This window comes from Enterobacter cloacae complex sp. 342H5, from assembly GCF_050030905.1.
Lineage (GTDB): Bacteria > Pseudomonadota > Gammaproteobacteria > Enterobacterales > Enterobacteriaceae > Enterobacter > Enterobacter intestinihominis.
This window is the reverse complement of record NZ_JBLGVB010000001.1, coordinates 1,474,312-1,493,381: the sequence shown is the minus strand read 5'-3', so window position 1 is coordinate 1,493,381 and position 19,070 is coordinate 1,474,312. Positions and strand designations below refer to the sequence as shown.

Genomic DNA, 19,070 nt, shown 5'->3' with positions numbered 1-19,070 from the left:
ATTATTTGCGACGTTTGTTATCGTCCATAAAGGACCAGGCAATAAAGCGGCTCTGCTTCTGACCCTGCGCCATCTCTTTTTTGACCACCTTCACCGCGCCGGCTTCGGTCAGCGCGCGGTAAAGCGGCGGCAGGTTATCGCCACGAGAGACCAGCGTGGTAAACCATTTCACCTGACGACCGAAGCCTTTACTCTCGGCAATCATGCGCAAAATAAAGGCCACTTCCCCGCCCTCGCACCACAGCTCCTGCTGCTGGCCGCCAAAATTCAGCGCGCCATCTTCGGCCTGGCCCAGGTTACGCCGCTTGCGTTCACTTCCCGCACGCGCGGAGGCGGCGGAGTCGTGGAATGGCGGGTTGCACAGGGTGGCATCATATTGTTCGTTCTTATGAATTATGCCGTTGAAAATAGCAGCGGCATCCTTCTGACGACGCAGACGAACGGCCCGGCTTAACCCCGGGTTAGCGTTGATAATGGCCTGCGCGCTGGCGAAGGCCTCATCACCGATCTCGCTGCCGGTAAATCGCCACTGGTACTCATGTGCGCCTATCAGGGGGTAGATCAGGTTCGCGCCCGTACCGATATCAAGGACGGTAGCCTGTTTCGGCACTACGCCATCGTGGTCATCCGCCAGCAGATCGGCAAGATGATGGACGTAATCCGCACGGCCCGGGACCGGCGGGCAGAGAAAGCCATCAGGGATGTCCCAGTGCGTCACACCATAAAAATGGGCCAGCAGCGCTTTGTTCAGCGTTTTAACCGCCAGCGGATCGGCAAAGTTTACCGACGGTTCACCGGCTGGTGTCTGAACGATAAAACCCTGCAATTCAGGGCAGCTCAGACACAGGGCTTTCATATCGTAGCGGCTACGGTGGCGGTTACGCGGGTGCAATCCCGGCTTGTGGGAAGTCATGGCATTCTCCTTTAAACAGCCGCGTAAGATACCCTGTGACGGCGCGGGGGTAAATATCTGTCTGAGTCGCACAAAAAAACGACAAAAATCAGCGACCTGTATGTCTATGATCTGTCAACAAATTGTCAGAATTTATCGTTCAAAAAATAAGCAGATCATCATCAAATTTTTGCGCTAAATCACACGCATCAGGCTTCTAAACTTAACAGGAATCACCTGTTGTTTCCCCTGAGGATGTGATTATGAAAAAGTATCTGACCTTTATTATTGCGGGTGCGCTGGCAGGCGCATCATTCTCTGCCTTGTCCGTTCAACCTCTGACCGACAGTACCGACACCAGCCAGCTACGCGCGGCCGGGACGGTCTCTGTCAGCCGGGCAAGCAACCTTGATGACCTTCAGGACAAGCTGGCCGAAAAAGCCCGTCAGGAAGGCGCTAAAGGCTTCGTGGTGAACGCCGCCGGTGGCGATAACCATATGTACGGTACAGCGACTATCTATAAATAACTTACCGCCTTCCAAACTGCATCTGCCCGGCAGATGCAGTTCTCTCTGCCTGCGCCTTGACTGTGCGTTTTTTCACCCCATATTAAAATGCATGACTTGACCCTTTCAGGAGAACATCATGGCTTCCGGCTGGGCGAATGACGACGCCGTTAACGAACAGATCAACAGTACCATTGAAGATGCGGTTGCGCGTGCTCGCGGTGAAATTCCGCGCGGCGAAAGTTTGACGGAATGCGAAGAGTGCGGGGATCCCATTCCTGAGGCACGACGTAAAGCCATTCCCGGAGTACGGCTTTGCATCACCTGTCAGCAGGAGAAAGATTCAAAAAATGCTTCACATTCAGGATATAATCGTAGAGGATCGAAAGACAGCCAGTTACGTTGACTTTCCTTTACCGTAGTTAACCGCACCAACAGTTTACTTTACGCTCACGACTTTCAGCGAAGCGCGTAGCAAAACGTGCCCTTCTGATTGTGTCTGTAAAGCGTATCCGCAAGAAGTGTCAATTGCGCTTCTGATTTTATTAATAATCAATAAGTTATTTGTCATTCAATTTTTTTGACCAACCACGTCAATTCTCTTCGATTTTATCTTCCGCTAAAAAGCGTGATACTTATCACATCGACGGAACATCGTCCCCTTAACAGAATAACCTGCGAGAATTGACCTATGAAAACCATCAAATATGCTGTTGCCGCTGTTGCCCTGTCCGCTCTGTCTTTCGGCGCTTTCGCTGTAGAGCCAGTCTCCTCTACTCAGGCACAGGATCTGAACAAAATCGGTGTGGTGAGTGCTGAAGGCGCGACCACGCTGGACGGTCTGGAAGCAAAACTGGCTGAAAAAGCTGCCGCCGCGGGCGCAAGTGGATACACCATCACTTCCACTAACGGTAATAACAAACTGAGCGGTACTGCGGTTATCTACAAGTAATCGAACAAATTATGCTCCACCCTCGCCATACCCTCTGGTGAGATGCTCCAACCCTCATTGACCCTGTTGTTGTTACCCTTGTTTGCCCGTCCGCCACTGGACGGGCTTTTTTTTGCTTAAAATGACTGCGCCACGCGCTGCAACCCGGCTTCCACGGACTCGACTTCCCCTGCAGCCAGCAGGCAGCAGGCCATTTGCAGCTTGATTGACTGCGGAACCGGCACCTTCCCGGCCAGACACTGCACAATCCAGCGCGCGGTGACCTGCGGATCTTTCGACTCAGGCAGGATCGCATCTCTGTTCTCTTCCCCACGTTCAACAACGACCCGCGTCCCGGCGGGCTCAATCAGCATCAGCTGTGGACAACGCTGCGGGTTGGCGTAAACCTCGCCTTCTGTCCCGTGCATCAGCAGCGCGCGTCCACCGATTTCGGCAAAGAATTGCCCGACTCGCGTCACGTATTCCGGATGGGAGACGCTGGAAAGACGCAGCGCGGCGTCTTCGGCAAACGGCGTCGCCAGCTTCGCCAGGGTGTGAGCGCTGTTACGTACGCCCATGCGCCAGCGCATGTCCAGCTGCTTTTCCAGCGGTGGGCAGAGCGCGCTAACGGGGATATAGACCGGCTGATTCCCCTCCAGCTTTGCCTGTGCCTGACCGGCATGGAGGGTCGGTTCAATACCTAACAACGCCAGGATGGTTTCTGTCAGCACGCGCGTCGGATCTTCGCTCACGCCATGCACTACTACCGGGAAACCGAGTTTCTGCAACAGAATAGCCAGCAGCGGCGTGAGGTTTGCCTGCTTACGCGCGCCGTTGTAGGTCGGGATCACAATTGGCATCGGCTTCGTGACGGGCGGGGTTAAGCGCATGGTCTGCGACTGCATGGCCTCATAAAAGCCGCGCATCTCCGCCTCACCTTCCCCTTTAATACGCAGCGCAATCAAAATGCCGCCCATTTCCAGTTCCGGCACGTCGCCATTCAGCATATGCGTGTACAACGCGCGGGCTGTTTCCTGGTCCAGATCGCGAGCGTGGTTTTTCCCACGCCCTACCTCTTTGATAATTTTGCGGTAATCCACGACATTTCTCCTGACTGCATTATCTTGTTAACAATATAGCCCGATGAACACAGACCCGATAGTGTTTTGTGATCATTATCAACCTGCTGTTTTCATATAAAAAAATTAAACTCAAGCACTATTTACATTATTTGTGATTGGGACAAAAGATCCGCAGCGACCCTTTTTTTGATTAAATAAACATCGAAAAATCATTAAGGGTCAACGGTAAAAACGTCCAGGCAACGCTTTTACCAGAATCACATCAGGATTAACTATGAACAAGGTTGCATTAGGTTTTTTTATCGCCGCAACGGTGGGATGTTCTGCATCCGCATTTGCGGCAACTAACGGTGAAGGCCAGATTAATTTCACCGGTGAAATTATCGATTCTGCTTGCCAGGTCGTGAATGGATTAAGTAATCCATTAAACGTTCAGTTGGGTAAGGTGTCTAAAACGGTATTTACCGGCGCAGGCTCTACCAGCACATCAACGAAGTTTGATATTAAGTTAACCAATTGTCCGGAAACAGTGACCTCGGCTGCGATTAACTTCGGTGGTACCCCGGATGCGGATAATAATGCCGCGCTGGCATTAACGCCAGATACCGATGCGGCAACCGGTGTAGCGATTCAGTTGATGGATGCTTCCGGGCAGCCTGTCACTCTGTATACGCCTTCGCAGCAATATCCTTTAGCCTCCGGCACAGCAGTTAACGACCTGGAATTCGGTGCGCGTTATATTCAAACTCAGGCCGCCATTACCGCAGGCCCTGCCAACTCTGTATCGACTTTCACCGTTATTTATAACTGATCTTATCAATCCTGAGATATTAATGCTTTTGCGGGCATTAATATCTCTTCTATTTATTGAGAAATCTTTATGCGCCACGGTTATTTACTGAGCACTCTTTTACTGATAGCAGCCTCTGCACATGCGGGCGTCGTGATTAATGGTACCCGGCTGGTCTATCAAGGAGATAAAAAGGAATCATCTCTTGGCCTGTCAAACCCGGATACGACGGATTATCTGGTACAGTCCTGGGTCGATTCTGGCGGTAAAAACCCGGCCAAAGCCCCATTCCTGATCACCCCGCCGCTTTTCCGTCTGGATGCAAAAGAAGATAACGTTCTGCGCGTGGTACGCACGGGCGGAAATTTACCGGAAGACAGGGAATCTCTGTACTGGTTGAATATCAAAGCGATCCCTTCCTCAAAACACGTTGAGGGAGTAAATACGCTGCAAATTGCCATTAATACCCGCATTAAATTGCTGTATCGCCCGTCCGCGGTAAAAGGCCGACCAGAAGATGTGGCGGATAAGCTTGAATGGCATCGCGAAGGTAACGACCTGGTAGTGAATAACCCTACGCCTTTCTATATGAATTTCCAGACCGTCACGCTTAACGGTCAGAAAGTCACAAAAGCGACCTGGGCTGTTCCGAAATCAGAAACACATTTTGCCATACCGGGTAATGTCGGGGGCTCAAACGTGACGTATTCCATTATTAATGATTACGGCAGCATCAGCCATTCCTGGTCGAAATCCGTTCATTAATTGTTCCGGTAATAAAATAATCATGTACAGCCACAAAAAGCCGTTCACCTGCCGAATGTCTTCATTGCTGGTCATTCTCTGTGGCCTGGCAATAGCCATCTTTGCGCAGCAGGTTATGGCTGATGATTATTTTAACCCCGCCCTGCTGGATATAGATAATCCCCAGCAGGGTAAAACCGATCTGTCCGTCTATGAAAAAGGTCCCGGCCAGGCACCGGGGAAATATGAGGTCGCGGTGTTTATCAATAATAATAAAATTGATACCCGCAACGTGACCTTTACGCTTGAGAAAGATTCGCAGGGCAACGACACGTTACAACCTTGCTTTAGCATGGGTGAGTTAAAAAGCCTCGGTATCAGGACCCAAAAGTTTCCTCAGCTCATGGCCAAAGGCCAGTGTGCCGATTTAGGTGTCATCCCTGCTTCATCTGCAATCTTTCACGTTCGCAACCAGCAGCTGCTGCTGAGCATTCCGCAAAAGGCGCTCGGACAGGTGCCACGCGGTTACATCGACCCGAAAGAGTTTGACGAAGGGATCAACGCGGGCCTGCTTAATTACAGCGTCAACGCCAGCCAGAGCCATGCGCGCCAGCAGGGTGAAGAGGATAGCAGTAGCCAGTACGTAAACCTGCGTCCGGGTTTAAACGTTGGCGCATGGCGCCTTCGCAACTATTCCACCTGGAATCGCAGCACCACAGGCAATGAGGAGGAACAGAAATTCACCTCCGTTTATACCTATGCGCAACGCGATATTGTGGCGATGAAAAGCGATATCACCGTTGGCCAGAGCTCATCACCTGCTGATGTTTTTGACAGTGTCCCTTACACCGGCGTGGAGCTGAAATCCGATAACGACATGCTTCCCGACAGCGAAAAAGGCTATGCGCCTATTATTCGTGGCACCGCCCACAGCAACGCGCTGGTGATGGTGCGCCAGAACGGGTACGTGATTTATCAGAACACGGTCGCGCCGGGGGCCTTCGAAATTAACGATCTCTACCCCACCGGCAGCAGCGGCGACCTCCAGGTCACGGTGAAAGAAACTGACGGCAGCGAAAGTCATTTCGTGGTGCCGTTTGCCTCCGTTCCGGTATTGCAGCGTGAAAAAAACCTGCGCTACAGCGTAACTGCCGGGCGTTATCGTTCTTATGACAAAGATGTTGAAAAGACCCCGTTTGCTCAGGGGAGCGCCATCTATGGTTTACCCCACGGCTTCACGGCCTACGGCGGCGTACAGCAGAGCAGTCATTATCAGTCGCAGGCGATAGGCGCCGGGAAAAACATGGGCGATTTAGGGGCGTTCTCCATTGACGTGACTCGCGCCAGAGCCCTGCTGAAAAAACAGCAGTCCAGCACAGGCAAATCGTGGCGCGTACGCTACAGCAAAGATTTCGCCGGTTCAGGCACCAACTTTTCGCTTGCGGGCTATCGCTACAACAGCAAGGGGTTTTACACCCTGGACGACACCATGGAGTCGTATACCCGCGCCGATAACTGGTCTGCGCCACAGCAGCGCCGCGCCCGTACCGAAGCCACCATCGACCAGACGCTACCAGAAGGCTGGGGATCGGTCACGCTGAGCATGGTGAAGGAAACCTACTGGAGCCAGAATCAGGACATGACCTCCATGAGCGTCAGCTACAACAACAGCTGGCACGGCGTTAGCTACAGCCTTAGCTACAGCATGAACAAAAACACCCACGACAGCGATCTGGACGGTAATGCGGTGACGAACGACAACCAGTTCTCGCTGAGCGTTTCGGTTCCGCTGGATCGCTGGATGCATAACACCTGGGCCACGTACAACCTGAACAACACGAAAGATGGCACCACGCAGAACATCGGCCTGAACGGTACGGCCCTGAAAGAAGACAACCTGAACTGGAATCTCCAGGAGGGGCTGAGCAGCACCGGCAGCGGTAACTCCACCAGCGTTAACGCCGACTACAAAGCGACATACGGTGAAGTGAGCGGTGGCGTCAGTCAGGATAAATATCAGCAAACACTGAACGTCGGCTTGCAGGGAGGCGTGATTGCCCATGCAAACGGCATCACGCTAAGCCAGCCGCTCGGTGAGACCATTGCGCTCGTGAAAGCCCCGGGTACGCACGGCACGCATATCACTAACCAGACCGGCGTTGAAACCGACTTCCGCGGCTACACCGTCGTACCGTTCGTCACCGCGTATCGCCACAACACTATTGCGCTGGATACGGAAACGCTGCCGGAGGACGCCGACGTCACCCATGCGGCACAAATTGTGACGCCAACCCGCGGAGCCATTGTGCGCGCCAGCTTCACGACGCGCGTGGGCAATCGCGTCCTGATGACGCTCACGCAAAACGGTAAACCGCTGCCGTTCGGCGCAACGGTTACCACCGAGGACAAGGACAGCGAATTTATCGTCGGGAATGATGGCCAGACCTATCTCTCGGGTCTGCCACAGCAAGGGCATCTCCGCGTTTCCTGGGGACAGGAGGCAAACGAGCATTGCGTCGCTGACTATGTGCTCACGGATGAGAAAGCGAAAACCAGCATCATTAACGCTGCCGCGCAGTGTCACTGATCTCCCCTAAAGGCAAAACATTATGCAAATGATTAAACAGTGCTTTTTCTTACTGATTCTGGGAACCGCTGCGTTATTCATGCCGCATGCGAAGGCGACCTGCACCACGCCGGATCTCCCCAAAATGATCAACGTGGCATCCATTTCTGTCCCGACGACGCTGGCAGTTGGCGCAACTATCCCGGGTACAGAGCAGAGCGTTCATGTTGCCGGGCATTGCGATCAGAGTACCGACAGCGGCCTGGAGATTGTCTCCTGCTACTACGGCACCGGAGCGGAAATGCCAGGGCTCAGGGGGGTATACGAATCCGGCGTGCCGGGGATTGGCGTAGCATTGATGAATGATCACGGGCAGCGAATTAGCGGCGCTGGCGGCGTGCAGTGCGATTCACGTGGAACGCCAGTTGGCTACGTCTCTACCGATGGAACACAGACTTTTAGCTTTGAAATAACGCTTGAGCTGGTTAAAACGAGTGACACCGTGACATCCGGTACGCTGGTGCAGTCTCAAACCGAATTTGGCATTGGCGTTTTCGGCCATGAAGGGATCGGCAACCCTAACCACATCGCCTATGCAGGTAATGTTATTCTTCATCAGGTCACCTGCTCCGTTTTACCGAAAAATCTCACCGTTAATTTGGGCGATTTTCCCGTCAGTGATTTCATCAGCGTAGGTTTTTTATCCAGCCCTGCTCAAAAATTTAATATCACCGTCAACTGTGACACAACCGTACAGCCTGAGCTAAAAATCACCAGCGCGAATGGATATGACACAGCATTTGAGGGGGTGATCAAACTCACGCAGCAGACCGGCATGGCTACAGGCGTCGGAGTAAGAATGCTATTTGATGACCATCTCGCCACCTTCGGTACCTATGTAAGTACCCAAAATCAGGCCGTAGCCAACGAAACGCTGGTGATCCCGTTTGAGGTTCGCTACGAGCAGGTCAGCAATGTAGTCACCCCCGGGCCAGCCAATACTGTGGCAACCATCACCCTCGCTTATAAGTGAACGTCATGAAAAAAACCGCATTGATTCTCGCGCTGGGGCTGATCGCCCAGACCCACGCCGATGATATACAGATCCAGATGACGGGTAACATTTACGCCAACACGTGCGTCATTGACAGTGCCAGCCGCAACCTGACGGTGGACTTAGGCCAGGCGGCATCGGGTAGTTTTAAAGACGTGGGCGATACCGGCGAGTGGAAGGACTTTTCCCTTTCGGTGTCGCACTGCCCGGCCACGCTGGCGCTTGCCACCGCCTTTTTCTACGGTCAGGCCGACAGCACCCATCCCACCAAATTTGCCAATCTCGGTAGCGCAAAGGGGCTGGCACTGGAGCTGGCAGATCGTCAGGACAAGATACTGATTGCCCCGCAGGCCGCCTTTAACGCTGCCATAAACCCGTCAGACCACACGGCCACGTTCCCGCTGGCCGCACGCTATTACGCCACCTCGATGCCCATCTCTGCCGGCACGTTCAGCAGCGTGATCCAGGTGACCTTCACTTACCAGTAGGACCGCGCCCCTTAGCACGGAAGCTTTTTCGACGCCCGGCAGCCAGTTTTGTCGGGCGTTTTTTTACTTCCGGCACGTCCGGCTGCTCAATCGGGAAGATCGGCAGCGCATTCAGCAGCCGCTGGCCGTAGTTTTTGGTGAGCAGTCGTTTGTCATAAATCACCACCTCGCCCCAGCAGCCGTGGCTACGGATCAAGCGCCCGACCTGCTGAATCAGGTTAAACGACGCTGCAGGCAGGCTTTGCACTTCAAACGGATAACGGTTAAGGCTTTTCAGCCATTCGCCTTCGGTGATCACCACCGGGCTGTCGATGGGCGGGAAGGCGATTTTATGGATATGCACCTGCGTCAGGTAGTCGCCTTTCAAATCAAGCCCTTCCGCAAAGGACTGTAACCCCACCAGCACGCTGCGCTCGCCGTTATCAATGCGTTTACGGTGGGTTTCCACCAGCCGATAGCGCGGCTGATCGCCCTGCACCAGCAGGAGTAAGCGCAGATCGGTGACGTGCTCCAGGAAGCGTTGCATCGCCCGACCGCTGGCAAACAGCACCAGCATACCGGGGTATTTTTTACTCTCAACCTGCTCGCGGAAGTAGGCCGCCATTTCCGCAATATGCTGCTCTTCGTTATCGATAAGCGGCTCATAATTCATGCGCGGAATGACCAGCTTTCCCTGCTCACAGTGGTTGAACGGCGAGTCCAGGGCCACAAAGCGGTCGCCCGCTTTCTCTTTCAGGCCGCTCATCTCCTGCAACCTTGAGAAGCTGTTCAGGGAACGCAGAGTCGCTGACGTCACTACCACGTGCGGAACGCTGCGCCAGATCAGCTTTTCCAGCTGATCGGCCACGCGGATGCCCACGCAGTGGAAGAAGAGATGTCCCTGCCCGTCTCGTACTTCGCGGGTGGCCCACTTAGTCACCGGCGCGCCGGATGCCTGCGCCATCGAAGCCAGCCGCCAGAGTTTGCTCTGCGCTTCAAACATCCCCAGCGCGCGATTCATTTGCAGCAGAATGCGGTGCAAACGCACCACGTCGTGGGTACCGGTTTTCTCGCTGAGATCGTTTAAGAACATCTCCGCCAGCCCGCGCAGCTTTTCCAGGTGCTTCGCCAGCTGCTGGCAAATCTCCATCACTTCCTGCGGCAACTCACCCATCGCAAAGCGGTGTTCCGCCTCCTGGGTGGCGGGGAGATACAGGTTAAGAATATTATTCAGCGAGGCGATGAGGCTGTACACCTCTTCACAGTGCTCGCTCAACCGCTCCGGAACCGCCAGCGGCGGCGTGGTTTTCGGACGGAACTGCTCCATGCAGGTTGCCACCAGTTTGCAGAACAGATCCAGTTGCAGGCGAAACCACGGGGCGGTAATTTCCGCGCTCATCTCCAGCGCATCTCGCGCCACGTCGGGCAGATGATGACCTTCATCGAGCACCAGCAGCAGGTTTTTGGGCTCCGGCAGGACCGCTTCACTCTCCAGTGCAGCCATGACCAGCGCGTGGTTGGCGACAACCACCTCCGCTTCCTGAATCTCACGCCGGGCGACAAAGAACGGACACTCGCGATAGTAGTGACAGTTACGGTTCAGGCAGCTTGCTTTATCGGTGCTGAGCCTGCGCCACAGGTCGTCGCCGATCGCCTGGTTGGTGTGATCCCGCAGGCCGTCCCACTTGTAGCCGTCGAGATCGGCCTTCAGCTTTGCGCACTGCTCCTGCTCCGCCTTGTTGTTTGGCGTCAGCTCGTCATCAAGAAACGCGAGCAGATCCTGTTGGGAGGGTTCACTGCTGGCCAGAGCCGTCAGATTGCGCGGACAGACGTAGCGCCCGCGACCAAAGGCGGCGGTAAACCGTAAATCGGGGATAATTTTGCGCAGCAGCGGCAAATCTTTGCTGAAGATCTGATCCTGCAAGGCCACGTTAGCGGTACTGACCACCAGCGTTTTATCTTCTTCCCGCGCGATGGCAATGCCGGGAATAAGATACGACAGGGTTTTCCCGACGCCGGTCGGGGCTTCAATCGCCAGATGTCGCCCGTCGTCCCCGGCGAGCGTTTTTGCCACGTCGGCAATCATCTGCCGCTGCGGGGCTCGGGGAATAAAATCGGGGATCTGCTGTTGTAGCGCCTTATACCATGCGCCAATTTGCGCCTTGAGCGCAGCGGTTAAAGCCATCGGAAACCTGAAATACTGTATAAACAGCCACTATTGTGGCACTTTCTCTCCGCTGCCGCAAAAAGAAAAGCCCGGCTTTACGACCGGGCTTCCAGATTACTGCGGGTTAGCAGGCTTACGCGGGCGGCGTCGGCGCTGTCCCTCGCCTGCCGGTTTCCCTTCGCCGCTACGCCATGGGTTTTCACCGGCCGGTTTGCTGTCGTTATTACGACGCGGCGGTTTGCCCGAAGATTTCGGCGCGCCGCCTTCGGCACGACGCGGCTGCTGACCGCGACCACCGCCGCCCTGACCGCGCCCGCCACCCTGACGACCGTTCTGAATTGGCTCGGCTTTGATTGACGGGTCAACTTCATAGCCCGGGGTTTCAATGCGCGGGATCTCTTTCTTCAGCAGGCGTTCGATGTCGCGCAGCAGCTTGTGCTCATCCACGCAAACCAGAGAGAGCGCTTCCCCGGTTGCCGCCGCGCGTCCGGTACGGCCGATACGGTGAACGTAATCTTCCGGCACGTTTGGCAGCTCGTAGTTCACCACGTGCGGCAGCTCTTCGATATCCAGACCGCGTGCGGCGATGTCGGTTGCCACCAGCACGCGTATGTCGCCTGACTTGAAGTCTGCCAGCGCGCGGGTACGCGCGCCCTGGCTCTTGTTGCCGTGAATGGCCGCGCTGCGGATGCCATCTTTATTCAGCTGTTCCGCCAGGTGATTGGCGCCGTGCTTGGTGCGGGTAAACACCAGCACCTGCTGCCAGTTGCCCTGGCCGATCATCTGGGAGAGCAGTTCCCGCTTGCGCTTCTTATCTACAAAGTGCACGTGCTGCGTCACCTGCTCGGAGGCGGTGTTGCGGCGCGCGACTTCCACTTCCAGCGGGTTATGCAGCAGCTTTTCCGCCAGCGCCTTGATCTCGTCGGAGAAGGTCGCGGAGAAGAGCAGGTTCTGACGACGCGTCGGCAGCTTCGCCAGCACGCGACGAATGTCGTGGATGAAGCCCATGTCCAGCATACGGTCGGCTTCGTCCAGCACCAGAATTTCGATGTTATCGAGCTTCACCGCGTTCTGGTGTTCGAGATCCAGCAGACGCCCCGGGGTTGCCACCAGCACGTCCACGCCGCCGCGCAGCTTCATCATCTGCGGGTTAATGCTTACCCCGCCGAAAACTACCAGCGAACGAATGTTGAGATAGCGGCTGTATTCACGCACGTTCTCACCAATCTGGGCCGCCAGCTCGCGGGTTGGGGTGAGGATCAGCGCACGCACCGGACGACGGCCTTTGGCGTGTGGCTGGTTTTTTACCAGCAGCTCCAGCAGCGGCAGGGTAAAGCCCGCGGTCTTACCGGTACCGGTCTGCGCGCTTGCCATCAGGTCACGGCCCTGCAAAACGGCCGGGATAGCCTGCTGCTGAATAGGGGTTGGCTCAACGTAGCCCTGCTCTGCGATGGCGCGCAGAATTTCCGGGTTCAGACCAAGGGAATCAAAAGACATAAAAACTCCGAACCGCCCCGACCATCACAGGTGTAGTTTTCAGGGAGATATAACGAATAGAAGGACAAAAACCACAATGTCGCGAAGGAGCGGAGTGTAGCAGCTTTTGTGACGTGGCGCATAAAATATCCCCGGCGATGACTCGACGTTTGCGCAAATCAGGCATAATCTTAATCAATCGATTGATTAATTCTTAATGCTGCTATGAATACAACCCCAACGACAACCAAAGGTGAACAGGCGAAAAGTCAGCTTATCGCCGCTGCGCTGGCGCAGTTTGGCGAGTATGGTCTGCATGCCACCACGCGGGATATCGCCGCGCAGGCCGGGCAGAATATTGCGGCCATTACCTACTATTTTGGCTCAAAAGAGGATCTATACCTCGCCTGCGCCCAGTGGATCGCGGATTTTATCGGCACCAGCTTTCGCCCACACGTGGAAGAAGCCACCGCGCTGTTCAGCCAGCCAGAGCCGGACCGGGTTGCCATCCGCCAGTTGATCCTTAACGCCTGTCACAACATGATCCGCCTGCTGACGCACGACGATACGCTGAACCTGAGCAAATTTATCTCACGCGAGCAGCTCTCCCCCACTGCCGCGTACCAGCTGGTACACGATCAGGTGATCGCCCCGATGCACAGCCATCTGACCCGGCTGATCGCCGCCTATACCGGACGGGACGCCAGCGATACGGACACCATTTTGCATACCCACGCCCTGCTGGGCGAAGTGCTCGCCTTCCGTCTGGGGCGTGAGACCATCCTGTTACGTACGGGCTGGACACAATTCGATGAGGATAAAGCCGCGCAAATTAGCCAGGTCATTACCTGTCACGTTGATCTGATCCTGCAAGGCTTAACGCAAAGGAGCCAGAAGTCATGAAAAAACCTGTCGCCATCATTCTGGTGGTTGTTGTCTTGCTTGCTGCGGGAACAGGCGGCTGGCTGTGGTATCAGAGCCAGCAGGATCGTGGCCTGACGCTGTACGGCAACGTGGATATCCGCACCGTGAACATGAGCTTCCGCGTCGGCGGACGGCTGGCCTCGCTGAGCGTTGACGAAGGCGATGCCATCAAAACCGGGCAGACGCTGGGGATGCTGGACAAAGCCCCGTTTGAAAACGCGTTGATGCAGGCAAAAGCGGGCGTCGCCGTCGCACAGGCGCAGTACGACCTGATGCTGGCGGGCTATCGTGATGAAGAGATCGCCCAGGCGGCCGCTGCCGTTAAGCAGGCAAAAGCCGCCTATGACTATGCGCAGAATTTCTATAACCGTCAGCAAGGCTTATGGAAAAGCCGCACTATTTCCGCCAACGACCTGGAAAATGCGCGCTCATCCCGCGACCAGGCGCAGGCGACGCTGAAATCTGCCCAGGATAAGTTAAGCCAGTACCGCACCGGTAACCGCGCGCAGGACATTGCCCAGGCGAAGGCCAGCCTTGAGCAGGCGCAGGCGCAGTTAGCCCAGGCGGAGCTGGATCTGCACGACACCACGTTAATCGCCCCGTCTGACGGTACGCTGATGACCCGCGCCGTGGAGCCGGGCAGCATGCTCAGCGCGGGCAGCACCGTGTTAACGCTCTCCTTAACCCGTCCGGTGTGGGTGCGCGCTTACATTGATGAGCCGAATCTTGGCCAGATGCAGCCGGGCCGCGAACTGCTGCTCTACACCGATGGTCGCCCGGACAAGCCGTATCACGGCAAAGTGGGCTTCGTCTCCCCAACGGCCGAGTTCACGCCAAAAACCGTTGAAACCCCGGATCTGCGTACCGACCTGGTGTATCGCCTGCGCATCATCGTCACCGATGCGGACGACGCGCTGCGTCAGGGCATGCCTGTTACCGTGACCTTAAACGACGGGGAACAACATGAATGATGCGGTTATCCAGCTCAATAATCTGGTCAAACGCTTCCCGGGAATGGCTAAACCGGCGGTCGCGCCGCTGAACTGTACGATTCAGAAAGGCTATGTGACCGGGCTGGTGGGGCCGGACGGCGCGGGTAAAACCACGCTGATGCGGATGCTGGCGGGATTGCTGAAGCCGGATGAAGGCAGCGCCAGCGTGCTTGGCCTCGATCCCATCAAAGACGACGCGGCGCTCCACGGCATACTCGGCTATATGCCGCAGAAGTTTGGTCTGTATGAAGATCTGACGGTAATGGAAAACCTCAACCTGTATGCCGATCTGCGCAGCGTTACCGGCGAATCCCGGCAGAAAACCTTCGAGCGTCTGCTGGCGTTTACCTCCCTCGGCCCGTTCACCAATCGGCTGGCGGGCAAACTTTCCGGCGGGATGAAGCAGAAGCTGGGGCTGGCCTGCACGCTGGTGGGCGAACCGAAGGTGCTGTTGCTGGATGAACCCGGCGTCGGCGTGGACCCGATTTCCCGCCGCGAGCTGTGGCAGATGGTGCACGAGCTGGCGGGTGACGGCATGCTGATCCTCTGGAGTACCTCTTACCTTGATGAAGCAGAGCAGTGCCGTGACGTGCTGCTGATGAACGAAGGCGAACTGCTCTATCAGGGCGAGCCCACCGAGCTGACGCAAACCATGGCCGGGCGCAGTTTTCTGCTACACAGCGCGCAGGAATCCAACCGCAAGCTGCTGCAACGGGTGCTGAAGTTGCCCCAGGTGAGCGACGGGATGATTCAGGGCCGTTCGGTGCGCGTGATCCTCAAAAAAGAGGCCACCGCCGACGATATCCGGCGTGCGCAGGGGATGCCTGAAATCGACATGACAGAGACCGCGCCGCGCTTTGAAGATGCGTTTATCGATCTGCTGGGCGGGGCGGGAACCTCAGAATCACCGCTTGGCGCCATTCTGCACACGGTGGAAGGCACGCCGGGCGAAACGGTCATTGAAGCGAAATCGCTCACCAAAAAATTCGGCGATTTCGCTGCCACCGATAACGTCAATTTTGCCGTGAAGCGCGGCGAGATATTTGGCCTGCTCGGGCCGAACGGTGCAGGGAAATCCACCACCTTTAAAATGATGTGCGGCCTGCTGGTACCGACCTCCGGCAAAGCGCTGGTGCTGAACATGGATCTCAAAGTCAGCTCCGGCAAGGCGCGCCAGCATCTGGGCTATATGGCGCAGAAGTTTTCGCTCTACGGCAACCTGACGGTGGAGCAAAATCTGCGATTTTTCTCCGGCGTCTACGGCCTGCGGGGACGGGCGCAGAACGAGAAAATCGGCCGCATGTGCGACGCCTTTGGCCTGACCGATATCGCCTCACACGCTACCGACGCGCTGCCGCTTGGCTTCAAACAGCGGCTGGCGCTGGCCTGTTCGTTGATGCACGAGCCCGACATCCTCTTTCTTGATGAACCTACGTCAGGCGTGGACCCCCTCACCCGCCGTGAATTCTGGTTGCATATCAATAGCATGGTGGAAAAAGGCGTGACCGTGATGGTCACCACCCACTTTATGGACGAGGCAGAGTATTGTGACCGCATCGGGCTGGTCTATCGCGGCAAGCTGATTGCCCACGGCACGCCGGACGACCTGAAAGCGCAGGCCGCCGACGACGCACAGCCGGACCCGACCATGGAGCAGGCGTTTATCACCCTCATCCACGACTGGGATAAGGAGAATCCTCATGCGCAGTAACGCCCTCTCCTGGCGCCGGGTGCGCGCCTTGTGCGTCAAAGAGACGCGGCAGATTGTGCGTGACCCCAGCAGCTGGCTGATTGCGGTGGTGATCCCCCTGCTGCTGCTGTTTATTTTTGGCTACGGGATTAACCTCGATTCCAGCAAGCTGCGGGTCGGGATCCTGCTGGAGCAGCAGAGCGAAGAGGCGCTGGACTTCACCCACGCCATGACCGGCTCGCCCTACATCGATGCCACCATCAGCGACAACCGGCAGGAACTGATCCAGAAAATGCAGGCCGGTAAAATTCGCGGTCTGATCGTCATCCCGGTCGATTTCGCCGCCAACATGGCACGCCCGGGCGCCGATGCGCCAATTCAGGTGATCACCGACGGCAGCGAACCGAACACCGCCAATTTCGTGCAGGGCTATGCGGAGGGGATCTGGCAGCTCTGGCAGATGCAGCGCGCCGAAGACCGGGGGGAGAAGTTTGAACCGCTGATTGACGTGCAGACGCGCTACTGGTTTAACCCCGCCGCCATCAGCCAGCATTTTATTATCCCGGGTGCAGTCACTATCATCATGACGGTTATTGGCGCGATCCTCACCTCGCTGGTGATCGCCCGCGAATGGGAGCGCGGCACCATGGAGGCGCTGCTCTCCACCGAAGTGACGCGCGTCGAGCTTTTGCTCTGCAAGCTGATCCCCTACTACTTCCTCGGCATGCTGGCGATGCTGCTCTGTATGCTGGTCTCGGTATTTATTCTTGGCGTGCCGTACCGCGGTTCGCTGGTGGTGCTGTTCTTTATCACCAGCCTGTTTTTACTCAGCACGCTGGGAATGGGGCTGCTGATCTCCACCATCACCCGCAACCAGTTTAACGCCGCGCAGGTGGCGCTTAATGCCGCCTTCCTGCCGTCGATTATGCTCTCCGGCTTTATCTTCCAGATTGACAGTATGCCAGCGGTGATCCGTGCCGTGACCTACATCATTCCGGCACGCTACTTTGTGAGCACCCTGCAAAGCCTGTTTCTGGCGGGGAACATCCCGGTAGTGCTGATTATCAACACCCTGTTTTTGCTGGCGTCGGCGGTGATGTTTATCGGGCTGACGTGGATGAAAACGAAAAGAAGATTAGATTAGCCATCGGATTTTGTAGGTCGGGAAAGCGCAAGCGCCACCCGACAGGAGGACGACGCGATGTTTCACCGTTTATGGACATTGATCCGCAAAGAGCTGCAATCCTTGCTGCGCGAGCCGCAGACCCGCGCCATTCTGGTGCTGCCGGTGCTGCTTCAGGTTGTACTGTTTCCGTTTGCCGCCACGCTGGAGGTCACCAACGCCACCATCGCCATTTACAACGAAGACAATGGCAAGCATTCCGTCGAGCTGACACAGCGTTTCGCCCGCGCCAAAGCCTTTACCCATGTCCTGCTGCTGCAAAGCCCGCAGGCGATCCAGCCCACCATCGACACGCAGAAAGCATTATTGCTGGTGCGCTTCCCGGCGGATTTCTCCCGCAATCTGGACACCTTCCAGACCGCGCCGATGCAGCTGATCCTCGACGGACGTAACTCCAACAGCGCCCAGATAGCGGCGAACTATTTGCAGCAGGTAGTGAAGGACTACCAGCAGGAGCTGATGGCGGGCAAACCCAAACCCAACAACAGCGAGCTGGTGGTGCGCAACTGGTACAACCCGAATCTGGACTACAAGTGGTTTGTGGTGCCGTCGTTAATCGCCATGATCACCACTATTGGCGTGATGATTGTCACCTCGCTGTCCGTGGCACGCGAACGTGAGCAAGGTACACTGGATCAGCTGCTGGTCTCGCCGCTCGCTACCTGGCAGATATTTGTCGGCAAAGCGGTGCCAGCACTGATTGTCGCGACGTTCCAGGCCACCATCGTGCTGGGGGTGGGAATATGGGCGTACCAGATCCCGTTTGCCGGATCGCTGGCGCTGTTTTACTTCACGATGGTGATTTACGGCCTGTCGCTGGTGGGGTTTGGGCTGCTGATTTCCGCGCTCTGCTCAACGCAGCAGCAGGCGTTTATCGGGGTGTTTGTCTTTATGATGCCGGCGATTTTGCTTTCAGGGTACGTGTCGCCAGTGGAGAACATGCCGGTGTGGTTACAGGATCTGACATGGATAAACCCGATTCGTCACTTCACGGATATCACCAAGCAAATCTATCTGAAGGATGCGAGTCTGGATATTGTGTGGGGAAGTTTGTGGCCGCTACTGGTCATCGCGGCCACAACGGGCTCAGTGGCCTATGCGATGTTTAGACGAAACATCGCGTAGCTTTTTCTCTTTGGTGAGCAACGACACCACCGCAGGCCCTGCGAGGATAGCCAGACCCGCCAGGGCCAGCAGCAGGTTGTTTTGCAGCACGCGTGACAACAGCCACAGGACGATCATTGCCGCACCAAAATACCAGGTGGTGGTGAGCTCTTCGAGCACATCACCCACTTCACGCCAGCGCGCGTCGTGGTGACGCTGTAAAAACAGCATCGACAGCACGGTCACGCCGTAAACCACACATAACCCTAAGCCGACACGCACCAGCGTGCCGCTCATCCAGCCCATCACCAGTACGGCCACGACCAGTAAATGCAACATTATCTGCCAGCAACTCAAACCGGTTGCGACACGAACGCGTTGTTGCCACTTCATGGCTTCTCTCCTGAAGGATTTTTCTCTGCTAATTCAGACTACCGCACTTTACGGAAAATTCCGTAACGCCGCATCTTTTTGTGACGCCTACTACACTTTATTTTCATCG

The 19,070-nt window shown here is 56.0% G+C and carries 18 protein-coding genes; 13 read left to right on the top strand and 5 right to left on the bottom strand.

The features are described from left to right. Position 1: 1 nt before the first annotated feature. Entirely contained in the window at positions 2–913 is a 912-nt protein-coding gene (gene rlmF, locus ACQG03_RS07230) for a 23S rRNA (adenine(1618)-N(6))-methyltransferase RlmF (protein ID WP_023305741.1), read from the bottom strand. 242 nt (positions 914–1,155) lie between these two features. Between rlmF and mcbA the strand changes: the two genes are divergently transcribed. From mcbA to ybiJ, 3 genes are all read left to right on the top strand, one after another. Beyond that, entirely contained in the window at positions 1,156–1,419 is a 264-nt protein-coding gene (gene mcbA, locus ACQG03_RS07225; protein ID WP_022647519.1) for a DUF1471 family periplasmic protein McbA, read from the top strand. A 118-nt stretch (positions 1,420–1,537) separates the two neighbouring features. Next, positions 1,538–1,804, top strand: a complete 267-nt coding sequence (locus tag ACQG03_RS07220; RefSeq protein WP_022647518.1) for a DksA/TraR family C4-type zinc finger protein — start codon at positions 1,538–1,540, stop codon at positions 1,802–1,804. Positions 1,805–2,089: 285 nt separating this feature from the next. Next, a complete protein-coding gene (gene ybiJ / locus ACQG03_RS07215) occupies positions 2,090–2,350 on the top strand; it encodes a DUF1471 family protein YbiJ (protein ID WP_003858474.1) in 261 nt (86 codons plus the stop codon). A 116-nt stretch (positions 2,351–2,466) separates the two neighbouring features. On the opposite strand, the gene ybiB is transcribed toward ybiJ, so the two are convergent. Beyond that, positions 2,467–3,429 (bottom strand): DNA-binding protein YbiB, encoded by a 963-nt coding sequence (gene ybiB, locus ACQG03_RS07210; protein WP_022647517.1) that lies wholly within the window; start codon positions 3,427–3,429, stop codon positions 2,467–2,469. Positions 3,430–3,685: 256 nt separating this feature from the next. On the opposite strand from ybiB, the gene ACQG03_RS07205 reads away from it, so the two are divergent. From ACQG03_RS07205 to ACQG03_RS07185, 5 genes are all read left to right on the top strand, one after another. Beyond that, positions 3,686–4,222, top strand: a complete 537-nt coding sequence (locus tag ACQG03_RS07205; protein ID WP_022647516.1) for a fimbrial protein — start codon at positions 3,686–3,688, stop codon at positions 4,220–4,222. A gap of 69 nt (positions 4,223–4,291) precedes the next feature. After that, positions 4,292–4,966, top strand: a complete 675-nt coding sequence (locus tag ACQG03_RS07200) for a fimbrial biogenesis chaperone (protein ID WP_022647515.1) — start codon at positions 4,292–4,294, stop codon at positions 4,964–4,966. A 22-nt stretch (positions 4,967–4,988) separates the two neighbouring features. Then, positions 4,989–7,532: a fimbria/pilus outer membrane usher protein gene (locus ACQG03_RS07195; RefSeq protein WP_139153951.1), complete on the top strand. Its 2,544-nt coding sequence runs from the start codon at positions 4,989–4,991 to the stop codon at positions 7,530–7,532. 22 nt (positions 7,533–7,554) lie between these two features. Then, positions 7,555–8,544: a fimbrial protein gene (locus ACQG03_RS07190; RefSeq protein WP_022647513.1), complete on the top strand. Its 990-nt coding sequence runs from the start codon at positions 7,555–7,557 to the stop codon at positions 8,542–8,544. A gap of 5 nt (positions 8,545–8,549) precedes the next feature. Then, entirely contained in the window at positions 8,550–9,053 is a 504-nt protein-coding gene (locus tag ACQG03_RS07185) for a fimbrial protein (RefSeq protein WP_063163424.1), read from the top strand. On the opposite strand, the gene dinG is transcribed toward ACQG03_RS07185, so the two are convergent. Next, on the bottom strand, positions 9,040–11,217 hold the full coding sequence (dinG, locus tag ACQG03_RS07180) for an ATP-dependent DNA helicase DinG (RefSeq protein WP_063163425.1): 2,178 nt from the start codon (positions 11,215–11,217) through the stop codon (positions 9,040–9,042). The two genes, ACQG03_RS07185 and dinG, sit on opposite strands and share 14 nt — an antisense overlap. A 96-nt stretch (positions 11,218–11,313) precedes the next feature. Next, positions 11,314–12,696, bottom strand: coding sequence for an ATP-dependent RNA helicase RhlE (gene rhlE / locus ACQG03_RS07175; protein ID WP_017693771.1), 1,383 nt, complete (start codon positions 12,694–12,696; stop codon positions 11,314–11,316). Positions 12,697–12,900: 204 nt separating this feature from the next. Here rhlE and cecR point away from each other — a divergent pair, with 204 nt between their 5' ends. From cecR to ACQG03_RS07150, 5 genes are read left to right on the top strand one after another with little or no spacing between them, the layout of a single operon-like run. After that, positions 12,901–13,578, top strand: coding sequence for a transcriptional regulator CecR (gene cecR / locus ACQG03_RS07170; RefSeq protein WP_023299641.1), 678 nt, complete (start codon positions 12,901–12,903; stop codon positions 13,576–13,578). Then, positions 13,575–14,570, top strand: a complete 996-nt coding sequence (gene hlyD, locus ACQG03_RS07165) for a secretion protein HlyD (RefSeq protein ID WP_022647509.1) — start codon at positions 13,575–13,577, stop codon at positions 14,568–14,570. The genes cecR and hlyD overlap by 4 nt, the downstream gene beginning before the upstream one ends. Then, positions 14,563–16,302: an ATP-binding cassette domain-containing protein gene (locus tag ACQG03_RS07160; RefSeq protein WP_063163426.1), complete on the top strand. Its 1,740-nt coding sequence runs from the start codon at positions 14,563–14,565 to the stop codon at positions 16,300–16,302. Before hlyD ends, ACQG03_RS07160 begins: the two co-directional genes overlap by 8 nt. Next, positions 16,292–17,425, top strand: coding sequence for an ABC transporter permease (locus ACQG03_RS07155; RefSeq protein WP_022647507.1), 1,134 nt, complete (start codon positions 16,292–16,294; stop codon positions 17,423–17,425). The genes ACQG03_RS07160 and ACQG03_RS07155 overlap by 11 nt, the downstream gene beginning before the upstream one ends. Before the next feature lie 57 nt (positions 17,426–17,482). Beyond that, positions 17,483–18,589 carry an ABC transporter permease gene (locus ACQG03_RS07150; RefSeq protein WP_022647506.1) on the top strand — a complete coding sequence of 369 codons (1,107 nt, stop codon included), beginning with the start codon at positions 17,483–17,485 and terminating at the stop codon, positions 18,587–18,589. Here the strand turns inward: ACQG03_RS07150 and ACQG03_RS07145 are convergent. Then, on the bottom strand, positions 18,551–18,961 hold the full coding sequence (locus ACQG03_RS07145; protein WP_003858499.1) for a YbhQ family protein: 411 nt from the start codon (positions 18,959–18,961) through the stop codon (positions 18,551–18,553). The genes ACQG03_RS07150 and ACQG03_RS07145 overlap by 39 nt on opposite strands. Positions 18,962–19,070 lie beyond the last annotated feature (109 nt).